Here is a 20,599-nt window from a genome sequence, read left to right as displayed (position 1 = left end):
AGATCCCGGGGGCGGTGAAGGCGGCCGGCCCGCGGAGCGCGCCCGGCGCGGGGAAGGCGGCCGGCCAGTGGGGCGCGGCCGTACGGGGAAGGCGGCCGGGCCGCGGGGCGCGGCCGGCGCGGGGAGGCGATCGGCCAGTGGGTCACGCCCGACACGGAGAACGCCCCGGCGATACATCAGGCGGAAGGGGACCCCTCCCTCAACACCGTCTGACTGCTGCGGAACGCCGGAGCGCACGGTGCCCCACTGGCCGCGTCCATCATGGCCTCCGTCACGGGTATCCCGCATCGGGCGATGTGCCTATGGAGATACCTGACCGTCGTTTTCGGCCACCCAGGCGGCCACCTGGGTGCGCGAGGCGAGGCCGCCCTTGGCGAGGATGTTGCGGACGTGCGCGTCCACGGTGCGCTTGGCGATGTCCAGCCGGGCGGCGATCATCGGATTCGACAGCCCCTCGGTGATCAGCTCGGCCACCTGGAGCTCCCGGGCGCTCAGCGTGCCGGTGACCGCCCGCGCGACCCGGCCGGGCTGGTGGGCGCGGAGGGACCGCCCGGCGCCCCGCAGCGGCTCCTGTACGGCCGGCCGCCACCGGCCCCCGGACGGTCCCAGCCCGACCTCCCGATAGGCCTCCAGCATCCTGTGGCGGCCTTCCGCGTCGCGGAGCACCACCGACCGCTCGACCAGGGCCGCCAGGACCGGCGCGACCCGGTCCGGCCCGAGCCCGGCGCCGCAGGCCCGCTCGGCGGCGGCCAGGTCGAAGGGGCCGGGCAGCGCCGACAGCAGTGCCCACAGCCTGCGCTGCTCGTCGTCGCAGAGCCGGTGGCTCCACTGGACAGAGGCCCGCAGGTCGCGGTGGCGGGGCAGCACGCTCCTGCTGACCCCGGTCAGCAGCGTGAGGCGGTGGCGGAGCCGCTCCAGCAGGTCCCGGGCCGAAAGGGAGCGCATCCGGGCGGCGGCGAGCTCGATCGCCAGCGGCAGCCCGTCCAGCCTGGCGCAGATCTCGGCGACCACCGGCGAGACGGCCGGTGTCAGGGCGAAGCCGGGATCGGCGGCCACGGCCCGGTCCTCGAACAGCCGCACGGCCGACGGCAGCGGCAGCGGCGCGAGCCCCAGCACCCGCTCCCCCGGCAGGCCCAGCGGCTGGCGGCTGGTGGCCACCACCACGATCCTCGACGCCCCGCCGAGCAGGGCCTCCACCAGTGCGGTCACCTCGTCGAGGAGATGCTCGCAGGTGTCGAGCACGACGAGCAGCCGCCTGTCACCCAGCGCCGAGGCGATCTCCGGCGGCGAGAGGGCGCCGCCCGCCTCCAGCGTCTCGGCGACGGTGGCCGCCGGATCGGCCGTGCCCGACAGCTCGACCCGCCAGACGCCGCCGGTGAAACCACGCCGCAGGGTATCGGCCAGGCGCAGGGCGGTGCGGGTCTTGCCCACCCCGGCGGGACCGGTGAGGGTCAGGAGCCTGGTGCCGGCGAGGTGCTGCAGGCCCTCGGCCAGCTCCTCGGCCCGTCCCACGAAGCTGGACAGGTCCACGGGCAGATTCCCCGGCCGCCTCGCCATTTTCGCCCCCCATGTCCGCCGAAACGCTACCAGGCGGTATTCACGCGTTCTCCGGAGCGGCGGAGCTCCCCAGGCGCCGCCGGGTCGCCCAGGCCGCGACCTGGGCGCGCGCCGAGAAGCCCAGCTTGGCCAGGATGTGCTCGACATGGGAGTCGACGGTCCGCTGCACGACCATCAGCCGGTGGGCGATCTGCCGGTTGGTCAGCCCCTCGGCGACCAGCTCGGCGACCTCCCGCTCCCTGCGGGTGAGCGGCGCCCAGCCGGAGTCGCGGCGTACGGCGGCGCCCCCGGAGGCCTCCTCCTCGCCGAGCGCGTAGGCGATCGCCCCCTCCAGGCCGAGCGCGACCCCCTCGCGGACCGCCTGATCGTAGTCCCTGCGCGACAGGCTCCGCCTGACCAGCTCGGCACAGCGGGCGCTGTCCTCGATCATCATGGGGTAGACCCGCAGGCCCTTGTCCCGCCATCCGGTGCGGGCCGCGCTGAGCAGCCGCCCCGCCCTGGCCGGCTCACCCCGGTCCACCGCGGCGGCGGCCAGCAGTTCCAGGCACAGCACGATCGCCATGGCGTCGGAGAAGTGCCTCTTCACCCGTAACGAGTCGCGCGCGTAGGAGGCGGCCCGGTCCGCGTCGCCCTCGGCCATCGCGACCAGCCCCAGGCCGTAGTCGGCGTAGGCGCGCGCCCACGAGTTCCCCTGCTCCTCGCAGAGCCGCCGGCAACGCAGGAAGACCTCCCTGGAGGCCGCGGTCTCCCCGCGCCAGATCAGGCTCAGGCCCAGCTCGACCATCGACGGCAGGAGCACCTCGGGAAGGTGCGGGCCGGGGCCGAGCCGATCCACCACCGCGCTCAGCCGGGCCTCCCCACCGCGCAGGTCGCCCTCGATGACGGCCAGCGTGCCGCTCAGCTTGAGCAGCAGCAGCCGGACCGTGTCGCCGCCGGGCGGGGAGCCGCGCCCGCACCGTTCCAGCAGCAGCCGCGCCTCGTCCAGGTGCCCCCGGGCGATGGCGATGTAGGCCAGTATGAGCGTCGCCCACGACCACGACTCGGTCCCGGGCGGGCAGCGGGCGAGCAGCCGCTCCAGGTGATGGTGGCCCTCCCGGAGCATCCCGCAGGCGATCCAGAGGTACCACAGCGTCGAGGCCATGTTCAGGCCCGTCTCGTGCTCGGCCGGGTCCTCGGCGCACAGGTCGAGGGCCGCGCGGATGTTGGGCCAGTCGCGCCGGATCCGCCCCCACAGCTCGACCTGGTCGGCGTCCGGGCCGACCTTCCGTCCCCGGCGCGCCAGTTCGAGGTAGTGGCGCAGGTGGCGGCGGCGCAGCCACTCGCGCTCCCCGCTCTCCAGCAGCCTGGCGGCGCCGTACTCCCGGATGATGTCCAGCAGCCGGTAGACCGTGCCCTCGCCCCGTCTGACCGGGATCACGATGGACTTGTCCACCAAGCCGAGCAGAGTGGGCAGGATCCGTTCGGCGGGCAGCGCCCCGTCGGCGCAGACGCCCTCGGCCGCGGCGGCGTCGAAGGTCGACACGAAGACCGGCAGCCGCGACCAGAGCAGCCGCTCGTCGTCGGTGCACAGCTCGTGGCTCCACTCGACGGTCGCGCCGACGGTCGGGTGCCGTCTGCCCGCCGTGAGGCCCGACAGCAGCCAGAGCCTGTCGTCGAGCAGGCCGAGGATCCGGCCGATCGGGAGCGTGCGCATCCGGACGGCGACCAGCTCGATGGCCAGGGGGATGCCGTCGAGCCTGGCGCAGACCTCGGCGACCTGGCCGGCGTTCCCGGCGGTGAGCGTGTAGTGCGGGTCGACGGCGGTGACGCGCTCCAGGAAGAGTGCGACCGAGTCGCAGCGGGCGAGCACGGCCACGGACTCCACCGCGTGCGGGCCGGGCAGGGGCATCGGCGCGAGCGCCACGATGTGCTCGCCGGGCACGCCGAGCGACTGCCTGCTGGTGGCCAGGATCCGCAGTTCGGGGCTGCTCTCCAGGAGGGTCTGCGCCAGCCGCGCGCAGGCGTCCACGAGATGCTCGCAGGTGTCCAGGAGCAGCAGGGTCCGCCGGTCGCGGAGATGGTCCGCCAGTGCCTCGACGTCCGGGCGGTCCGACGGGTCCGCCAGGTCCAGCGCCTGGGCCACGGCCTCCTCCAGATGACCGGGATCGCTCACCCCGGCCAGTTCCACGAACCGGACGCCGTCGGCGAAGGCCCTGCGCACCCCGGACGCCGCCTCGACGGCCACCCTGGACTTGCCGATGCCCGCGCCCCCGGTGACAGTGACCAGCCTGGAGGTCTGGAGCAGGCGCTTGACCTGGCGGACCTCCTCCTTGCGCCCCACGAAACTCGTGACCTCCACCGGTAGTTCGCCCGTCCCCGACCGCCCGCTCACATCTCTCCCTCAAGATCTTGAAAAAAAGAAGCTACACAGGGATCGACGTCTCAGGGCCGCGGGCGGTGGTCAGGACCCGGCGGGACGGGCGGCCCCGCGGACGCGACAGCCCCCGTGGGAGGTCCCACGGGGGCTGTCGCGGAGCGGGTCAGAGACCGGCGGCGGTGCGCAGGGCCTCGGCGCGGTCGGTGGCCTCCCAGGAGAACTCCGAGCGGCCGAAGTGACCGTAGGCGGAGGTCGCCGAGTAGATCGGGCGCAGCAGGTCGAGGTCGCGGATGATCGCGGCCGGGCGCAGGTCGAAGACCTGGAGCACGGCCTGCTGGATCTTGTCGATCTCGACCTTCTCGGTGCCGAAGGTCTCGACGAACACGCCGACCGGGTGCGCCTTGCCGATGGCGTAGGCGACCTGGACCTCGGCGCGGTCGGACAGACCGGCGGCCACGATGTTCTTGGCGACCCAGCGCATGGCGTAGGCGGCCGAGCGGTCCACCTTGGACGGGTCCTTGCCGGAGAAGGCGCCGCCGCCGTGGCGGGCCATGCCGCCGTAGGTATCGACGATGATCTTGCGGCCGGTCAGCCCGGCGTCGCCCATCGGGCCGCCGATCTCGAAACGGCCGGTCGGGTTGACCAGCAGGCGGTAGCCCTCGGTGTCGATCTCCAGGCCGTCGAGCACCGGGTCGACCACGTGCTCCTTGATGTCCGGCGCGAGCATCTCCTTGAGGTCGATCTCGGCCGCGTGCTGGGTGGAGACCACCACGGTGTCGAGGCGGACCGGGCGGTCGCCGTCGTATTCGATGGTGACCTGGGTCTTGCCGTCGGGGCGGAGGTAGGGCACGGTGCCGTCCTTGCGGACCTGCGACAGGCGCTCGGCCAGGCGGTGCGCGAGCTGGATCGGCAGCGGCATCAGCTCGGGGGTCTCGCGGCAGGCGTAGCCGAACATCAGGCCCTGGTCACCCGCGCCCTGGCGGTCGAGCTCGTCGACGCCCTCGCCCTCACGGGCCTCGTAGGCGTCGTCGACGCCCTGGGCGATGTCGGGCGACTGGGCGCCGATGGACACCGACACGCCACAGGAGGCTCCGTCGAAGCCCTTGTGGGAGGCGTCGTAACCGATCTCGAGGATCTTCTCCCGGATGAGACCGGGGATGTCGACGTAGGTCTCCGTCGTCACCTCTCCGGCGACGTGGACCTGACCGGTGGTGATCAGCGTCTCGACCGCGACACGGCTCTTGGGGTCACCCTTGAGCATGGCGTCGAGAATCGCGTCACTGATCTGGTCGGCGATCTTGTCCGGGTGGCCCTCGGTGACCGACTCGGAGGTGAACAGGCGACGGGACAAGTCAGTGGCTCCTCATGCAGCGGCTGCTGGCGTCTGGGGGCTCTGGCGTCGACACGACACCAGTAGCGCTGAGCCGAAGTCTAGCCGTACCCGGAGCAGCGTCGCGAAACCATCTCGTGTCCAACTTCGGCGCGCCGTACCGATTCACCCCCACGATCGGTCGGGAATCGGTACAGCCGGCCCCTGGGGGACACCGTGAGCTGGGCCGTTCCACGCCGAGACGGTGCCCGCGGAGGCCAGCACCGCGTCGTACTCCCCGGCCGCGACGATCGGCGCGCCCGCCCAGTCGGAGTGCCGCAGCCCCGGCTCGATCGCGGTCGCGGCCACCGAGTCGAGCTGCGCGCCCGACAGCGGGAAGGCCGGGTCGGCGGAGACGGCGTAGCGGCCCTCCCCGGTGGCGACGGCCAGCAGCAGGTCGAGTCGGCCCAGGCCGCTGAGCCGGGCCGTCGTGGCAGCCCAGTCGGTAGCGTCCATGCCTGAGAAGCTCCGGACGTAGACGACGTACAGGCGGACGCCGTGCCGGACCCGCAGTCTCGCGACGGCCGCCTCGACCTCGGCCCGGCGGCCGCCGAGCGCGCCCGCCCGGTCGGTCACCGGCTCAGTGACCGCGACCGGCGGTTCCGGGACGGCGGCCGGCGGATCGGCGTGCGCCGCGGCCCCCCACGGGGACAGCGACAGCGTCAAGGTCAGCACGGCCAGAACGCGAACGATGTACGGCATCCGCAGCCCCCGCAGCCGGGCCGGCCCCGGAGCCGTCCCCTTGACCGGCGCGCCCCCAGGTGACCCGTGCCATCCCTGGACGGCCCACCTGCACTCGTGCTCACACTATGAGGTCACAGATCGGGCAGCGGATCGGGGGGCAGCGTCTCGGGCGCGAACACCTCGGCGTCGGCGGCGCGGACCACCGCCGCGTACTCCTCGTCGATCTCGAACACCATGTCGCCGAGCTCGATGGCCGCGCCCGCGGAGAACTCCACCGGGCCGAGCCGCGTCCGGCGCGCGTGGGTGGCGTAGACCGAGGTCGGCGCGTCCTGGTCGAAGAACTTGGTGGACAGCACGGAGATCGAACGGTCGGTGACCACGATCAGGAAGGTCGCCATTCCCGGCGAGCCGACCGACAGCGCGGGCAGGATGTAGCGCATGTCCTCCCCTGGGGGGAGCAGGGCGCGGCAGCGGGCCCTGACGGCGGCGGGGACCGGCATGGTCAATTCCCTTCATGCTGCAACTCGTGCTGCAACGTCGCAGGTCACTCCGGATGCAGTATCCGCCGTACGGGGAGGTCCGGCAAGCGGATCAGGGCAGCCGCCGGGCGACGAGATCCCAGACCGCGTCGGCGAGGTCCTCCTTGGGACCGCGCGGGATCTCCACCGGCTCGCCGTCCGCGGCCAGGACCACCGCCGCGTTGTCCGGCGTGCCGAAGGCGAGGTTGTCGCCCACCTGGTTGACGACGAGCAGATCGCAGCCCTTGCGGGCCAGCTTGGCCCGCCCGTTGGCCAGGACGTCGTCGGTCTCGGCCGCGAACCCCACGATCACCGACGGGTATGGCTTGAGCCCCTCGCGGCGGCGGTCGCCCAACTCGGCGAGGATGTCAGGATTTTTCACCAGATGGATGGGCTCGGGCTCGGCGGAGGTCTTCTTGATCTTCGAACCGCTCTGCGCCGAGGGCCGGAAGTCGGCGACGGCGGCGGCCATGACCACGGCGTCGGCGCCCTCCATCGCCTCCAGCACGGCGGCGCGCAGCTCGACGGCCGACTCCACCCGGACCATCGTGGCCCCGGCGGGATCGGGCAGGGCGACGTTCGCGGCCACCAGGACCACCTCGGCGCCGCGGGCGACGGCCGTGCGGGCCAGGGCGTATCCCTGCAGGCCCGAGGAGCGGTTGCCGATGAAGCGGACCGGGTCGACGGCCTCGCGGGTGCCCCCGGCGGAGATCACCAGACGGCGGCCGGCCAGGTCGGCGGGGCGCCCGGTCAGGACCCTGCGGCAGACCTCGAAGATCTCCTTGGGGTCGGGCAGCCGGCCGCGGCCGGTGTCGGCGCCGGTCAGACGGCCCACGGCGGGGTCGATGACGATCGCGCCGCGCTCGCGGAGCGTGGCCACGTTGGCCCGGGTCGCGGGGTGCTCCCACATCTCGGTGTGCATCGCGGGGGCGAACACCACCGGGCACCGCGCGGTGAGCAGGGTGTTGGTGAGCAGGTCGCCGGCCAGCCCGTGGGCGGCCTTGGCGAGCACGTCGGCGGTGGTGGGGGCGACGACCACCAGATCGGCGCCCTGTCCGATCCGGACATGGGGCACCTCGTGCACGGACTCCCAGACGTCGGCCGTCACCGGGTTGCCGGACAGGGCCGCCCAGGTCGGCTCGCCGACGAAACGGAGCGCCTCCCGGGTCGGGACGACGCGGACGTCGTGACCGGACTCGGTGAGGAGGCGGAGCAGCTCGCAGGCCTTGTAGGCGGCGATTCCCGCGCTCACGCCGAGGACGACGGCGGGTCTACGGCCGCGGTCCGGCCCGGGCCCGTGACTCCGGCCGGTTTCCTCGGGTCCGGGCCCCTGGCTCCGGTCGTGCCCGTCGGGCTCGGCCGCGGGAGGCCGGTGGCTGCCGGCGCCTTCCTGCCCGGCGGGCCGGAGACCGTGGTCTCGGCCGCCGCCCGGTGCCGCCCGTCCGGCGGGACCGTTCACCGTCGCATCCTCGCCAGGCGTCCGCATCGGTGGGACTAGCCCTCGATCGGCTCGGAGGTGAGCAGGCCCTCGCTGACCTCGCGCAGCGCGATGGACAGCGGCTTCTCCTGGGCGTGGGTCTCCACCAGCGGGCCGACGTACTCCAGCAGGCCCTCGCCGAGCTGGGAGTAGTAGGCGTTGATCTGGCGCGCGCGCTTCGAGCCGAAGATCACGAGGCTGTACTTGCTGTCGACGATGTCGAGGAGCGCGTCGATCGACGGGTTGGTGATGCCTTCGGAATAGGCGGCGTTCGTTGCCACGTTGTGATTTCCCCTAGCTAGGTGAACGACCGGGGCTCGAAGCCTCGGGAGCATCAGCCAGTAAGGCTATCAGCCGATGACATACATCCTGGACGGACGTGTTCACAAGAGTCAGGTCGAATTCCTGCTCCGCGGCCATCTCGATCCGGCCCGCGGCCAGACGCCGGGCGATGACGTCCTCGGGCTCGGTTCCCCTGCCGCGCAGGCGCTTCTCCAGCTCCTCCCAGGTCGGCGGGGCCAGGAAGACCAGCATCGCCTCGGGCATGCTCGCCCGGACCTGGCGCGCGCCCTGGAGGTCGATCTCCAGCAGCGTGGGCACTCCGGCGGCGAGCTTCTCGAGCACCGGGCCGCGCGGCGTGCCGTACCTGTTGCCGGCGAACTCGGCCCACTCCAGCAGCTCGTCGGAGGCGGCCAGGCGGTCGAACTCGTCGTCGTCGGCGAAGAAGTACTCCACCCCGTGGGTCTCCCCGGGCCGGGGCTTCCTGGTGGTCACCGAGACCGACAGCCACACCTGGGGGTGTGCCCGCCGAAGCTCGGCGACGACCGTGGACTTGCCGACGCCTGACGGCCCTGAGAGGACCGTCAGGCGGTTGCCGGTCGGCCCGGCGGAGGCTCGCGCCGCCACCAGGCCTGCGACCGGGGAGGTGAAGCCACCGGACCCGCTCTCAGCGGTTTCCTCCGGGACCCGACTCTCGCCGGGCCACGACGTTCCGGTCACTCCAAACCCCCCGTGATGCCGTTCCCGCGGATGCGGGTGAGCGTGTTCTTACTGAACCGAGACTAGCTCTCGGCACCGCCGAACTCACGCTCGAGCGAAGCTCGCTGGTTGGCGCCGAGGCCCCGCACGCGGCGGGACTCTGCGATGCCAAGCCGCTCCATCAGCTGCTTGGCGCGGACCTTGCCCACGCCGGGGAGCGACTCCAGAAGGGCCGACACCTTCATCTTGCCGATGACGTCGTCGGCCTGCCCGTCTTTGAGCACCTCAGCCAGAGAGATCGCGCCGTGCTTCAGGCGATTCTTAACCTCGGCACGCTCTCGGCGGGCCTTGGCAGCCTTCTCTAGGGCTGCGGCGCGCTGCTCAGGGGTAAGGGGAGGAAGAGCCACGCCGGGTCACCTCGAATTTCCTGTGGATGTACTCGGACGGGAAGGGAAACTAGCTGGTCATGACGCTTCAAGCAACGTCAAGCCCAGTTTCTTCCCTTAGAAAATCTACTTCGTCACTTTGTGTAGCCTAAAAGTCGCTCAGTGTCGACGAAACTGCGCTCAGCGCCGTGTTTCCGGGGATTTGGATCACACCGCGCGTCCGCTGCCGGCGAGGGTCCGCCGGAGCGCCGCGGCGATCCCCGCGGCGGCCGCTCCGGGATCGGCCGAACCGGTGATCGGGCGGCCGATGACCAGAAGATCGGCCCCGTCGGCGAGCGCCTGCTCAGGAGTCGCTACTCTTGCCTGATCCTGACTCGCGGCGCCGACGGGGCGGACGCCGGGAGTGATCAGGGTGATGTCCGGCCCGACCTCTGCCCGCACCGTGGCGACCTCACGCGGCGAGCACACGAGGGCCTGGGCGCCCGCGCCGACGGCCACGACCGCCAGACGGCGCGCGGCGTCATCGGAGGGACCCGCGACGCCGATCCGCTCCAGATCGGCGTCGGAGAGCGACGTGAGCACCGTCACGGCCGCGATCTGGGTGTCGGGCAGGGCCTCCACCGCCGCCTGGATCATCGCCGGGCCACCGGCCGCGTGGACGGTCAGGATGGCGGGCTTGAGCCGTGCCACGGCCTTGGCCGCGCCGGCGACGGTGTTCGGGATGTCGTGGAGCTTCAGGTCCAGGAACACCTGCACGCCGCTCGCCCCGCGCACCGAGGCGATCACCTCGGGTCCGTAACGGAGGTAGAGTTCGAGTCCGACCTTGACCGTGCTGACGTGGGGCGTCACCAGGCTCGCCCAGTGGGCCGCGGTCTCCAGGTCGGGTGCGTCCAGGGCGACGGCGATGGGTGCGGGCGTCACAGGGAACTCTCCTCTAGATCTATCCGGTGCCGGGTGGACGCCCCCGGCGGGCGATGGGCCAGCCCGACCGCGTCGGCCAGCCGGTGGAACCCCCGGGCCGCCAGGAGCTCCTCCAGCTCGCGCAGGATGCGCAGGCAGGCGTAGGGGTCGTGGAACAGCGCGGTGCCGACGGCGACGACACAGGCCCCGGCGAGGATGAGCTCGAAGGCGTCCCGGCCGGTCAGCACGCCGCCCATGCCGATGATGGGCACGCCGGGCAGCGCGGCGTGCACCTGCCACACGCAGCGTACGGCCAGCGGCCGGATGGCCGGTCCGGACAGCCCGCCGGTGACCGCCGCCAGCGACGGGCGCATGGCCTCGGTGTCGATGCTCATGCCGAGCGGGTTGTTGATCATCGAGAGCGCGTCCGCGCCGCCGTCCACGCACGCGCGGGCGACGCTCACGACGTCCATCACGTCCGGGGAGAGCTTGGCCACCACGGGCACGTCGTAGCGCATCACCGAGCGCACCGAGGCGATCACCTCGGCCGAGGCGGCCCCGTCGCGGGCGAAGACGCGCCCCCGGTCCTCGATGTTGGGACAGGACAGGTTGACCTCCACGGCGCTCACCCCGGGGGCGTCGGTGAGCCTGCGGGCCAGCGCGGTGTACTCGGCCACGGTGCCGCCACCGATGGAGACCACGGTCCTGACGCTCCGCTGGGCCAGCCAGGGCAGCTCGCGCTCCAGGAAGGCGTCCACGCCCGGCCCCTGGAGGCCGATGGCGTTGAGCATGCCCGAGGGCGTCTCGGCCATCCTGGGGGTCGGACGGCCCGCTCTGGGGGCCATCGTGATCGACCGCGTGGTCAGCGCGCCGATCCGGCCCAGGTCGAAGAACTGGGCGAGCTCGGAGCCCGAGGCCGCGCACCCCGCGGCCGTGATGATCGGGTTGACCAGTTCCACGTGGCCCAGGTACGTCCGCATGTCAACCGACATTGCGCGATCCCCCACCGGGCGCTCCGAGCGCGTCGAACGGGATCGTTCCCACATCGTCGAAGCGGACGCGCTCGCCCCGGAAGACCGGTCCTTCGACGCACGAGCGCACCATCCGGGTCACGCCGTCGTCGCCGATGACGGGCAGCACGCACGTCATGCAGACGCCGATCCCGCACGCCATCCGCTCCTCCACGGCCACCTGGACCGGGATGTCGAACTCGACCGCCACGGCGGTGACGCCGCGCAGCATCGGCATCGGACCGCAGGCGTAGACCACGTCGGCCCGGACGTCGGCGATCACGCCGGGCAGCACGTCGGTCACCCGGCCGCGCAGGCCCAGGGAGCCGTCCTCGGTGGTCAGCGTGGTCGTCTCCCCCATCCTGCGGGCGCGCAGCGCGCCGAACACCCGGTCGGCGGAGGCCGCACCCAGTACGAAGTCGACGCGGCAGCCGCGCTGCTGGAGCGCGTCGGCCACGGTGAACAGCGTCGCCGAGCCGTACTCACCGCCCACCAGGACGCAGGTCACCGGGTCGCGCGGCAGCGGGAACGGACGGCCGAGCGGCCCGACCAGATCCAGCGTGTCGCGGGCGCGGCGCTCGGCCAGCCACGCCGTGCCGGGACCGCGCACGGTGAAGACGAACTCCACCGTGCCGCTGTAGTCGGGCTTGACGTCGTGGATGGAGAAGGCACGGCGCGTCAGCGTCGACGTCTGCGCCCCGCCGACGGCCACCGAGACGAAGTGGCCGGGCCGGAAACGCTCGGCGATGCCGGGCGCGACCACGGTCAGCGCATGATAGGCGTCGACCCGGCGCGTCGTCAGCACCGTGCCCGTCACCTGTACCGGAGTAACAGGCGTCTCCCTCACCTCCGCCTAAGGCGCATCAGCCCCGCAACCGCTGTGCCTATGGTCGCGCTCGGCTCCTCACTCGCTCCGCGGACGGCTCATTCTTCGCCGGCCACTGCACTCGCTCGTCCCCTCAGCCGCCGTACCCATGGTCGCGCTCGGCTCCTCACTCGCTCCGCGGACGGCTCATTCTTCGCCGGCCACTGCACTCGCTCGTCCCCTCAGCCGCTCCGCGTGCTCCTGGAGCGACCGTACGCCGATGTCGCCGCGGACGATGGCCTGGATGCCCTGGACGGCCGCGGCGAGCCCCTGGACGGTCGTGATGCAGGGGATGCCCCGCAGCACGGCGGCGGTGCGGATCTCGTAGCCGTCCAGCCGCGGCCCGGCCTGGCCGGGACTGCCGAAGGGCGTGTTCACGATGAGATCCACCTCACCATCCAGGATGCGCCGGCCGATGGTCGGCTCACCCTCGGGACCGGTTCCGTCGCTCTGCTTTCGCACGATCTTGGCATGGACACCGTTGCGGCGCAGCACCTCGGCCGTTCCCTCGGTGGCCAGAATCTCGAAACCGAGGTCCGCGAGCGCCTTGACCGGGAAGATCATCGCACGCTTGTCCCGGTTCGCCACCGAGACGAACGCCCGTCCGCCGGTCGGCAGCGAGCCGTAGGCGGCGGCCTGCGACTTGGCGTAGGCCGTGCCGAAGAACTGGTCGATGCCCATGACCTCGCCGGTGGAGCGCATCTCCGGGCCCAGCACGGTGTCCACGCCGCGGAAGCGGTTGAACGGCAGCACCGCCTCCTTGACCGCGATGGGCGCGTCCAGCGGCATGGTGCCGCCGTCGCCCTCGGCCGGGAGCATGCCCTCGGCGCGCAGCTCGGCCACCGTGGCGCCCATCATCACCCGGGCCGCCGCCTTGGCCAGCGGCACCGCCGTGGCCTTGGAGACGAACGGCACCGTACGGCTGGCACGCGGGTTGGCCTCCAGCACGTAGAGGATGTTGGCCGACATGGCGTACTGCACGTTGAGCAGGCCGCGCACGCCCACGCCTCGGGCGATCTCCTCGGTGGCGGTGCGGATGCGCTTGATGTCGTGGCTGCCGAGCGTCATCGGGGGCAGCGAGCACGCCGAGTCGCCGGAGTGGATGCCGGCCTCCTCGATGTGCTCCATCACGCCGCCGAGGTAGAGCTCCTCGCCGTCGAACAGCGCGTCCACGTCGATCTCGACGGCCTCGTCGAGGAACTTGTCCACCAGCACCGGGTGGTCGCTGGCCGCGCCGGCCTTGGACATGTAGGTCGTCAGCGTCTCGTCGTCGTAGACGATGGCCATGCCGGCGCCGCCCAGGACGTAGGAGGGCCGGACCAGGACCGGGTAGCCGATCTCCCCGGCGATGGCCAGGGCCTCGTCCACGGTGACCGCGGTGCCGTGCTTGGGCGCGGGCAGCCCGGCCTCGGCCAGGACGCGGCCGAACGCGCCGCGCTCCTCGGCGAGGTGGATCGACTCCGGCGAGGTGCCGACGATCGGGACCCCGGCGTCCTTGAGCGCCTGGGCCAGGCCGAGCGGGGTCTGGCCGCCGAGCTGGACGATGACGCCCGCGACCGGGCCGGTCTGCTGCTCGGCGTGGACGACCTCCAGGACGTCCTCCAGGGTGAGCGGCTCGAAGTAGAGCCGGTCGGAGGTGTCGTAGTCGGTGGAGACCGTCTCGGGGTTGCAGTTGACCATGACGGTCTCGTAGCCGGCCGCCGACAGCTCGAAGGAGGCGTGCACGCAGGCGTAGTCGAACTCGATGCCCTGGCCGATCCGGTTCGGCCCCGAGCCGAGGATGAGGACCTTGGGGCGCTCGCCGTACGGGACCTCGGTCTCCTCGTCGTAGGTGGAGTAGAGGTAGGGCGTGCGCGCGGCGAACTCGGCGGCGCAGGTGTCGACGGTGTTGTAGACCGGCCGGACGCCGAGCGCGTGGCGCAGGTCGCGGACCCGGGGCTCGGTCATGTCGCGCAGCTCGGCGATCTGCAGGTCGCTGAAGCCGTGCCGCTTGACCTTCGTCAGCACCTCGGCGGTGAGCTGGGGGGCCTGGCGCAGCTCGGCGGCGACCTCGTCGATCGCGTAGAGCTGGTCCAGGAACCACGGGTCCACCGCGGTGGCCTCGAACAGCTCGGCGGGCGTGGCGCCGGCGCGGATGGCCTGCTGCATGGTGAACAGCCGGCTGTCGTGCGGCGTGCGGCAGGCCCTCAGGAGGTCGTCCTTGTCGCCCGGCTCGCCCGCCCAGGTGAAGACGGCGCCCTTCTTCTCCAGCGAGCGCAGCGCCTTCTGCAGGGCCTCGGGGAAGGACCGGCCGATGGCCATGGCCTCGCCGACCGACTTCATGTGGGTCGTCAGGGTCTGGTCGGCGCCGGGGAACTTGTCGAAGGCGAAGCGGGGCACCTTGACCACGATGTAGTCGAGCGAGGGCTCGAACGACGCCGGGGTCTCCTTGGTGATGTCGTTGGGGATCTCGTCCAGGGTGTAGCCGATGGCCAGCTTGGCGGCGATCTTCGCGATCGGGAAGCCGGTGGCCTTCGAGGCGAGGGCGCTGGAGCGGGAGACGCGCGGGTTCATCTCGATGACGACCATGCGGCCGGTGGCCGGGTCGACGGCGAACTGGATGTTGCAGCCGCCGGTGTCCACGCCGACCTCGCGGATGACCGCGATGGCGACGTCGCGCATGTTCTGGTACTCGCGGTCGGTGAGCGTCAGGGCGGGGGCCACGGTGACGCTGTCGCCGGTGTGCACGCCCATCGGGTCGATGTTCTCGATGGAGCAGACGATGACGACGTTGTCGGCCTTGTCGCGCATGACCTCCAGCTCGTACTCCTTCCAGCCGAGGATGGACTCCTCCAGGAGCACCTCGGTGGTCGGCGAGGCGTCGAGGCCCGCTCCGGCGATGCGGCGCAGGCCCTCCTCGTCGTGGGCGAAGCCGGAGCCGACGCCGCCCATGGTGAAGGAGGGCCGCACGACCAGCGGGTAGCCCAGCTCACCGGCGGCCGTCAGGCACTCGTCCAGGGTGTGGCAGACGAACGAGCGGGCCGAGTCGGCGTTGAGGCCGCGCTCCCGCGCGACCTTGGCCACGATGCCCTTGAACAGCTCGCGGTTCTCGCCGGCCTGGATGGCGTCCACGTCGGCGCCGATCAGCTCGACGTCGTATTTGGCCAGGACGCCGGCCTCGTGCAGGGCGATCGCGGTGTTCAGCGCGGTCTGGCCGCCGAGGGTGGGCAGCAGCGCGTCGGGGCGCTCCTTGGCGATGATCTTCTCGACCATGTCCGGGGTGATCGGCTCGACGTAGGTGGCGTCGGCGAACTCGGGGTCCGTCATGATCGTCGCCGGGTTGCTGTTGACGAGGATCACGCGGAAGCCCTCGGCGCGCAGCACGCGGCAGGCCTGGGTGCCCGAGTAGTCGAACTCGCAGGCCTGCCCGATCACGATGGGCCCGGAGCCGATCACCATGACCGACTGGATGTCCGTGCGCTTAGGCACCCTTGCTTCCCTCCGTGTCGGCGCCCGGCTCCTCGCCCGCGCCATGTCCCCTGGCGGCTTCCGCGCTCATGGTCACGCTCACTCGTCCCCTGGCCGATTCCATCAGCGCGCAGAAGCCGTCGAACAGGCCGGCGGAGTCGTGCGGACCGGCCGCGGCCTCGGGGTGGTACTGGACGCTGAAGGCGGGGCGGTCGAGCAGCCGCAGTCCCTCGACGCAGTCGTCGTTGAGGTTGACGTGGCTGACCTCCGCCGGGCCGTACGGCGTGTCGAAGCTCCCCTCCAGGGGGGCCTGCACGGCGAAGCCGTGGTTGTGCGCGGAGATCTCCACCTTGCCGGTGCGCCGGTCCTGGACCGGCTGGTTGACCCCGCGGTGGCCGTAGCGGAGCTTGTAGGTGCCCAGCCCGAGGGCCCGGCCGAAGATCTGGTTGCCGAAGCAGATGCCGAAGAACGGCGTGCCGGAGTCGAGGACCCCGCGCAACGCCTCGACCGGCCCGTCGGCGGTGGCCGGGTCGCCGGGGCCGTTGGAGAAGAACACCCCGTCCGGGGCGAGCGCGAGGATGTCCTCGGCGGTGCTGGAGGCCGGCAGGACGTGCACCTCGCAGCCGCGCTCGGCCATCCGGTGCGGGGTCATCGCCTTGATGCCGAGGTCGACGGCCGCCACGGTGAAGCGCTTGGCGCCGATCGCCGGCACGACGTACGGCTCGGCGGTCGAGACCGCCTCGGCCAGGTCGGCGCCCTCCATCGCGGGACTGCGCCGGACGCGCTCCAGGAGCTCCTCGACCGGGGCGAGGGCGGTGCCGGAGAAGACGCCGGCGCGCATGGCGCCGCGCTCGCGCAGGTGGCGGGTGAGGGCGCGGGTGCCGGCGATGGCGATGCCGACGACGCCCTGCGCCCTGAGGTAGTCGTCGAGGGAGCGGTTGGCCCGCCAGTTGGAGGAGACGCGCGCGGGCTCGCGGACCACGTAGCCGGAGACCCAGACGCGCGAGGACTCGGGGTCCTCGTCGTTGACTCCGGTGTTGCCGATGTGCGGCGCGGTCATCGCGACGATCTGGCGGTGGTAGGAGGGGTCGGTGAGCGTCTCCTGGTAGCCGGTCATCCCGGTGTTGAAGACCATCTCACCGAAGGTCTCCCCCTCGGCGCCATAGGGAATCCCATGGAAGACACGTCCGTCTTCCAGCACTAGCACTGCGGTCACTCAAACACCCCGATCATCTCGGTCATTGCTCCGCAAAGTATGAAATATCCGGCGCCCCGGAGGGGGACGCCTCCACGATGTGGGACGCCCGCCGGGCGGGCGGGCCGCCTCCGGCGGGCGAGGGCCGTCACGCGAGCTTTCCGTCCAGGACGGTCGGCCTGCCGCGCAGGAAGGTGGCCACGACCCGGCCGGGAAGGGTCCTGCCCTCATACGGGGTGTTACGGCTCCTGGAGGCGTAGCCGGCCGGGTCCACCTCGGCGCGCACGGCGGCGTCGTAGAGGGTGATGTTGGCCGGGGCGCCTACCTCGATCGGCCGGCCGTGCTCCTCGAGCCGGCCGATCCTGGCCGGGGCGAAGGACATGCGCTCGGCCACGCCGGCCCAGTCGAGCAGCCCGGTCTCCACCATGGCCTCCTGGACCACCGACAGGGCCGTCTCCAGGCCGATCATGCCCATGGCCGCGGCGGCCCACTCGGTCTCCTTGTCCTCGACCGGGTGCGGGGCGTGGTCGGTGGCGACGCAGTCGATCGTGCCGTCGGCCAGGGCCTCGCGCAGCGCCTCCACGTCCGCGCGGGTGCGCAGCGGCGGGTTGACCTTGTAGATCGGGTTGTAGGAGCCCACCGGGGAGTCCTCGACGAGATCGTCGGTGAGGAGCAGGTGGTGCGGGGTCACCTCGGCGGTGACGTTCCAGCCCTTCGACTTGGCCCAGCGGACGATCTCCACCGAGCCCGCCGTGGACAGGTGGCAGACGTGCAGGCGGGAGCCGACGTGCGCGGCGAGAAGGCAGTCACGGGCGATGACCGCCTCCTCGGCGACCGCCGGCCAGCCGGTCAGGCCGAGCCTGCCGGAGACCGCACCCTCGTTCATCTGCGCGTCCTTGGTCAGGCGCGGCTCCTGGGCGTGCTGGGCGACCACGCCGTCGAAGGCCTTGACGTACTCCAGCGCGCGGCGCATGAGCACCGCGTCGGAGACGCACTTGCCGTCGTCGGAGAAGACCCGGACCCGCGCGGCGGAGTCGGCCATCGCGCCGAGCTCCGCCAGGCGCTCGCCCTGGAGGCCGACGGTGACGGCGCCGACCGGCCGCACGTCGCAGTGGCCGGCCTCCTGGCCCAGGCGCCAGACCTGCTCGACGACGCCGGCGGTGTCGGCCACCGGGTCGGTGTTGGCCATGGCGTGCACCGCGGTGTAGCCGCCCAGGGCGGCGGCGCGGGTGCCGGTCTCGACGGTCTCGGCGTCCTCGCGGCCGGGCTCGCGCAGGTGGGTGTGGAGGTCCACCAGGCCGGGCAGGGCGATGAGGCCCCGGGCGTCGATCTCCGTGTCGCCGGCCAGCCCCTGGCCGATCTCGGCGACGACCCCGTCGCGGATCAGGATGTCGGCGGGCTCGCCGCCGAGGATCTTCGCACCCTTGATGACGGTGGTGGTCACTGGATCTCTCCCCCGAGGTCGGCGCCGCCAAGCAGCAGGTACAGAACGGCCATGCGAGTGGTCACACCGTTGGCGACCTGCTCGACGATCGTCGAGCGCGGAGAGTCGGCCACCTCGGCCGCGATCTCCATTCCCCGGTTCATCGGGCCGGGATGCATCACGATGGCCTCGTCGTGCATCTTCGCGACCCGGTCGCGGTCGAGACCGTAGCGGCGGCTGTACTCCCGCTCGGTGGGGAAGAACGCGGCGTTCATCCGCTCGCGCTGCACGCGCAGCATCATCACCACGTCGGACTTGGGCAGCACGGAGTCGAGGTCGTAGGAGACCTCGCACGGCCAGGAGTCCACGGTCACCGGCAGCAGCGTGGGCGGGGCGACCAGGGTCACCTCGGCGCCGAGCGTGTTCAGCAGCAGCACGTTGGAGCGGGCCACCCGGCTGTGCAGCACGTCGCCGACGATGGTGACCTTCCTGCCGTCCAGCGGGCCGAGGCGGCGGCGCATGGTGAAGGCGTCGAGCAGGGCCTGGGTGGGGTGCTCGTGGGTGCCGTCGCCGGCGTTGACGACGCTGCCGCGCACCCAGCCGGCCAGGCGGTGCGGCGCGCCGGAGGCGCCGTGCCGGATGACGACGGCGTCGGCGCCCATCGCCTCCAGGGTGAGCGCGGTGTCCTTGAGCGACTCGCCCTTGGAGACGCTGGAGCCCTTGGCGGAGAAGTTGATGACGTCCGCCGACAGGCGCTTGGCCGCCGCCTCGAAGGAGATCCTGGTCCGGGTGGAGTCCTCGAAGAAGAGGTTGACCACGGTGCGGCCGCGCAGGGTGGGCAGCTTCTTGATGGAGCGTTCCGAGATCTTCGCCAGCTCGTCGGCGGTGTCCAGGATGAGCAGGGCGTCGTCACGGCTCAGGTCGGCCGCCGAGATCAGGTGCCGCTTCACTTGTCGTCTTCCTTCAGCAGCAGGACCGCGTCGCGGCCGTCGTTCTCCTCCAGGTAGACCTTGACGATCTCGGACTTGGAGGTCGGCAGGTTCTTGCCCACGTAGTCGGCGCGGATGGGCAGCTCGCGGTGGCCGCGGTCGACCAGGGCGGCGAGCTGGACGGCCTGCGGGCGGCCCAGGTCGTTGAGCGCGTCGAGCGCGGAGCGGACGGTGCGGCCGGAGTAGAGGACGTCGTCGACGAGGACGACGATCCTGCCGTCGATGCCGTCGGCGGGCAGCTCGGTGCGGCCCAGCGCGCGGGCGGGGCGCAGGCGGAGGTCGTCGCGGTACATCGTCACGTCGAGGGATCCGACGGGGACCGAGCGGCCCTCGAACTGCTTGATGCAGGCGGCCAGGCGCCGGGCCAGATGGACGCCCCGCGTGGGGATCCCGAGGAGGACGATGTCCTCGGCGCCCTTGGTGCGCTCAAGGATCTCGTGGGAGATGCGGACCAGCGCGCGATTGATGTCGGGCCCCTCGAGGACCGCACGTGCGCCGCTGTGGGCATGCGAAATGGCATCAGCCAAAGAAAACACCACCTTTCCCGCCTCACGGGACGGGTCTTAAAGGAAGTCAACGACCTCACGTTAGCAGCCGTCCGGCAGTGGGCCGGAATCGACCCCTTGCTTCCCTAACGGCATCAAACTATGACATAGCACCATGCATGGTACTTAGAGCCGAACAGGCCCCATTAATCGGCAAACTCTCACCTCCCCCGGCCGTGACGGCGGACCGCCGAGGGCAGGGCCAACCGTGACGGCATCCCGGCCGGCAGCAGACCTCGGGGGAGAGCATGGGCGCCCAACTCCGCGCGATCCGCGCGCGCATCCGGTCCGTCACCTCGACGGCCAAGATCACTCGGGCGCAGGAGCTCATCGCCTCCTCCCGGATCCCCCGGGCGCGCCAGCGCCTCGACTCCGCCAGGCCGTACGCCACGGAGATCACCAGGGCGGCCTCCATCCTCGTCAGCCACGGCATCCACCTGGACCACGCGCTGCTCAACCTCAAGCCCGACACCTCGCGCGTGGCCGTGCTGCTGATGAGCAGCGACCGGGGCTTCTGCGGCGGCTTCAACAACAACGTGCTGCGCCGGGGGGACGCGCTGGCGGCGCTCCTGCGCGAGCAGGACAAGGAGCCGGTGTTCTATCTCTCGGGCCGCAAGGCGGTGGACTTCTACCGCTTCCGGCACAGGAGGACCGAGCGGGAGTGGGTCGGGCTGTCGGACCACCCCACCTACGACGTCGCCGCCGAGATCGGCCAGACGCTGGTGGAGGCCTTCGACACGCCCACCCGGGAGGGCGGGGTGGGCGAGGTGCACGTCGTCTTCACCGAGTTCGGCTCCATGCTGACCCAGGAGACCCGCGTGCACCGGATCCTGCCCCTGGAGATCGAGGAGCGGGAGATCGGCGGCCGGGCCGAGGGCTCCGTCTCCGCCCCCCTGCCAC

General features: G+C 71.9%; 17 protein-coding genes and 1 pseudogene. 1 reads left to right on the top strand and 17 read right to left on the bottom strand.

The genetic code is table 11. The features are described from left to right. Positions 1 to 300: 300 nt before the first annotated feature. From CA984_RS24750 to pyrR, 17 genes and pseudogenes are all read right to left on the bottom strand, one after another. Positions 301 to 1,530 carry a LuxR C-terminal-related transcriptional regulator gene (locus CA984_RS24750; protein ID WP_086575941.1) on the bottom strand — a complete coding sequence of 410 codons (1,230 nt, stop codon included), beginning with the start codon at positions 1,528 to 1,530 and terminating at the stop codon, positions 301 to 303. A gap of 67 nt (positions 1,531 to 1,597) precedes the next feature. Then, positions 1,598 to 3,928, bottom strand: coding sequence for an ATP-binding protein (locus CA984_RS24745; protein WP_108724615.1), 2,331 nt, complete (start codon positions 3,926 to 3,928; stop codon positions 1,598 to 1,600). Between the two features lie 148 nt (positions 3,929 to 4,076). Then, positions 4,077 to 5,264, bottom strand: coding sequence for a methionine adenosyltransferase (gene metK, locus CA984_RS24740; protein ID WP_086575939.1), 1,188 nt, complete (start codon positions 5,262 to 5,264; stop codon positions 4,077 to 4,079). 144 nt (positions 5,265 to 5,408) lie between these two features. After that, positions 5,409 to 5,984 (bottom strand): TPM domain-containing protein, encoded by a 576-nt coding sequence (locus CA984_RS24735; RefSeq protein ID WP_086575938.1) that lies wholly within the window; start codon positions 5,982 to 5,984, stop codon positions 5,409 to 5,411. Between the two features lie 113 nt (positions 5,985 to 6,097). Then, positions 6,098 to 6,466, bottom strand: a complete 369-nt coding sequence (locus CA984_RS24730; protein WP_031162703.1) for a hypothetical protein — start codon at positions 6,464 to 6,466, stop codon at positions 6,098 to 6,100. Between the two features lie 91 nt (positions 6,467 to 6,557). Beyond that, positions 6,558 to 7,754, bottom strand: a pseudogene (gene coaBC, locus CA984_RS24725) (bifunctional phosphopantothenoylcysteine decarboxylase/phosphopantothenate--cysteine ligase CoaBC); the annotation flags it as partial. Between the two features lie 224 nt (positions 7,755 to 7,978). Continuing rightward, positions 7,979 to 8,242, bottom strand: a complete 264-nt coding sequence (gene rpoZ, locus CA984_RS24720) for a DNA-directed RNA polymerase subunit omega (RefSeq protein WP_012889517.1) — start codon at positions 8,240 to 8,242, stop codon at positions 7,979 to 7,981. 13 nt (positions 8,243 to 8,255) lie between these two features. Further along, a complete protein-coding gene (gene gmk, locus CA984_RS24715) occupies positions 8,256 to 8,870 on the bottom strand; it encodes a guanylate kinase (RefSeq protein ID WP_086575947.1) in 615 nt (204 codons plus the stop codon). 152 nt (positions 8,871 to 9,022) lie between these two features. Continuing rightward, positions 9,023 to 9,346: an integration host factor, actinobacterial type gene (gene mihF, locus CA984_RS24710; RefSeq protein WP_012889515.1), complete on the bottom strand. Its 324-nt coding sequence runs from the start codon at positions 9,344 to 9,346 to the stop codon at positions 9,023 to 9,025. 186 nt (positions 9,347 to 9,532) lie between these two features. Further along, positions 9,533 to 10,246 carry an orotidine-5'-phosphate decarboxylase gene (gene pyrF, locus CA984_RS24705; protein ID WP_086575937.1) on the bottom strand — a complete coding sequence of 238 codons (714 nt, stop codon included), beginning with the start codon at positions 10,244 to 10,246 and terminating at the stop codon, positions 9,533 to 9,535. After that, positions 10,243 to 11,217: a dihydroorotate dehydrogenase gene (locus CA984_RS24700; protein WP_086575936.1), complete on the bottom strand. Its 975-nt coding sequence runs from the start codon at positions 11,215 to 11,217 to the stop codon at positions 10,243 to 10,245. The genes pyrF and CA984_RS24700 overlap by 4 nt, the downstream gene beginning before the upstream one ends. Continuing rightward, positions 11,207 to 12,040 (bottom strand): dihydroorotate dehydrogenase electron transfer subunit, encoded by an 834-nt coding sequence (locus CA984_RS24695; protein ID WP_242676148.1) that lies wholly within the window; start codon positions 12,038 to 12,040, stop codon positions 11,207 to 11,209. The genes CA984_RS24700 and CA984_RS24695 overlap by 11 nt, the downstream gene beginning before the upstream one ends. A gap of 207 nt (positions 12,041 to 12,247) precedes the next feature. After that, on the bottom strand, positions 12,248 to 15,568 hold the full coding sequence (gene carB / locus CA984_RS24690) for a carbamoyl-phosphate synthase large subunit (RefSeq protein WP_086575934.1): 3,321 nt from the start codon (positions 15,566 to 15,568) through the stop codon (positions 12,248 to 12,250). Then, positions 15,561 to 16,763, bottom strand: coding sequence for a glutamine-hydrolyzing carbamoyl-phosphate synthase small subunit (gene carA / locus CA984_RS24685; protein WP_086575933.1), 1,203 nt, complete (start codon positions 16,761 to 16,763; stop codon positions 15,561 to 15,563). Before carA ends, carB begins: the two co-directional genes overlap by 8 nt. A 127-nt stretch (positions 16,764 to 16,890) precedes the next feature. Next, positions 16,891 to 18,186 carry a dihydroorotase gene (locus CA984_RS24680; protein WP_086575932.1) on the bottom strand — a complete coding sequence of 432 codons (1,296 nt, stop codon included), beginning with the start codon at positions 18,184 to 18,186 and terminating at the stop codon, positions 16,891 to 16,893. Further along, positions 18,183 to 19,115, bottom strand: a complete 933-nt coding sequence (locus CA984_RS24675; RefSeq protein WP_012889508.1) for an aspartate carbamoyltransferase catalytic subunit — start codon at positions 19,113 to 19,115, stop codon at positions 18,183 to 18,185. The genes CA984_RS24680 and CA984_RS24675 overlap by 4 nt, the downstream gene beginning before the upstream one ends. Further along, positions 19,112 to 19,681, bottom strand: coding sequence for a bifunctional pyr operon transcriptional regulator/uracil phosphoribosyltransferase PyrR (gene pyrR / locus CA984_RS24670; protein ID WP_242676147.1), 570 nt, complete (start codon positions 19,679 to 19,681; stop codon positions 19,112 to 19,114). Before pyrR ends, CA984_RS24675 begins: the two co-directional genes overlap by 4 nt. Positions 19,682 to 19,947: 266 nt before the next feature. On the opposite strand from pyrR, the gene CA984_RS24665 reads away from it, so the two are divergent. Beyond that, positions 19,948 to 20,599: F0F1 ATP synthase subunit gamma (locus tag CA984_RS24665; RefSeq protein ID WP_086575946.1), on the top strand; the 652-nt coding region annotated here is incomplete at its 3' end.

This window comes from Streptosporangium minutum (assembly GCF_002149035.1).
Lineage (GTDB): Bacteria > Actinomycetota > Actinomycetes > Streptosporangiales > Streptosporangiaceae > Streptosporangium > Streptosporangium minutum.
This window is presented reverse-complemented; position numbering and strand designations above follow the sequence as displayed.

Coding starts and splice junctions, on each gene's coding strand:
- CA984_RS24730 (WP_031162703.1), bottom strand. CDS start 6,466: ATGCCGGTCCCCGCCGCCGTCAGGGCCCGCTGCCGCGCCCTGCTCCCC.
- CA984_RS24700 (WP_086575936.1), bottom strand. CDS start 11,217: ATGTCGGTTGACATGCGGACGTACCTGGGCCACGTGGAACTGGTCAAC.
- CA984_RS24735 (WP_086575938.1), bottom strand. CDS start 5,984: ATGCCGTACATCGTTCGCGTTCTGGCCGTGCTGACCTTGACGCTGTCG.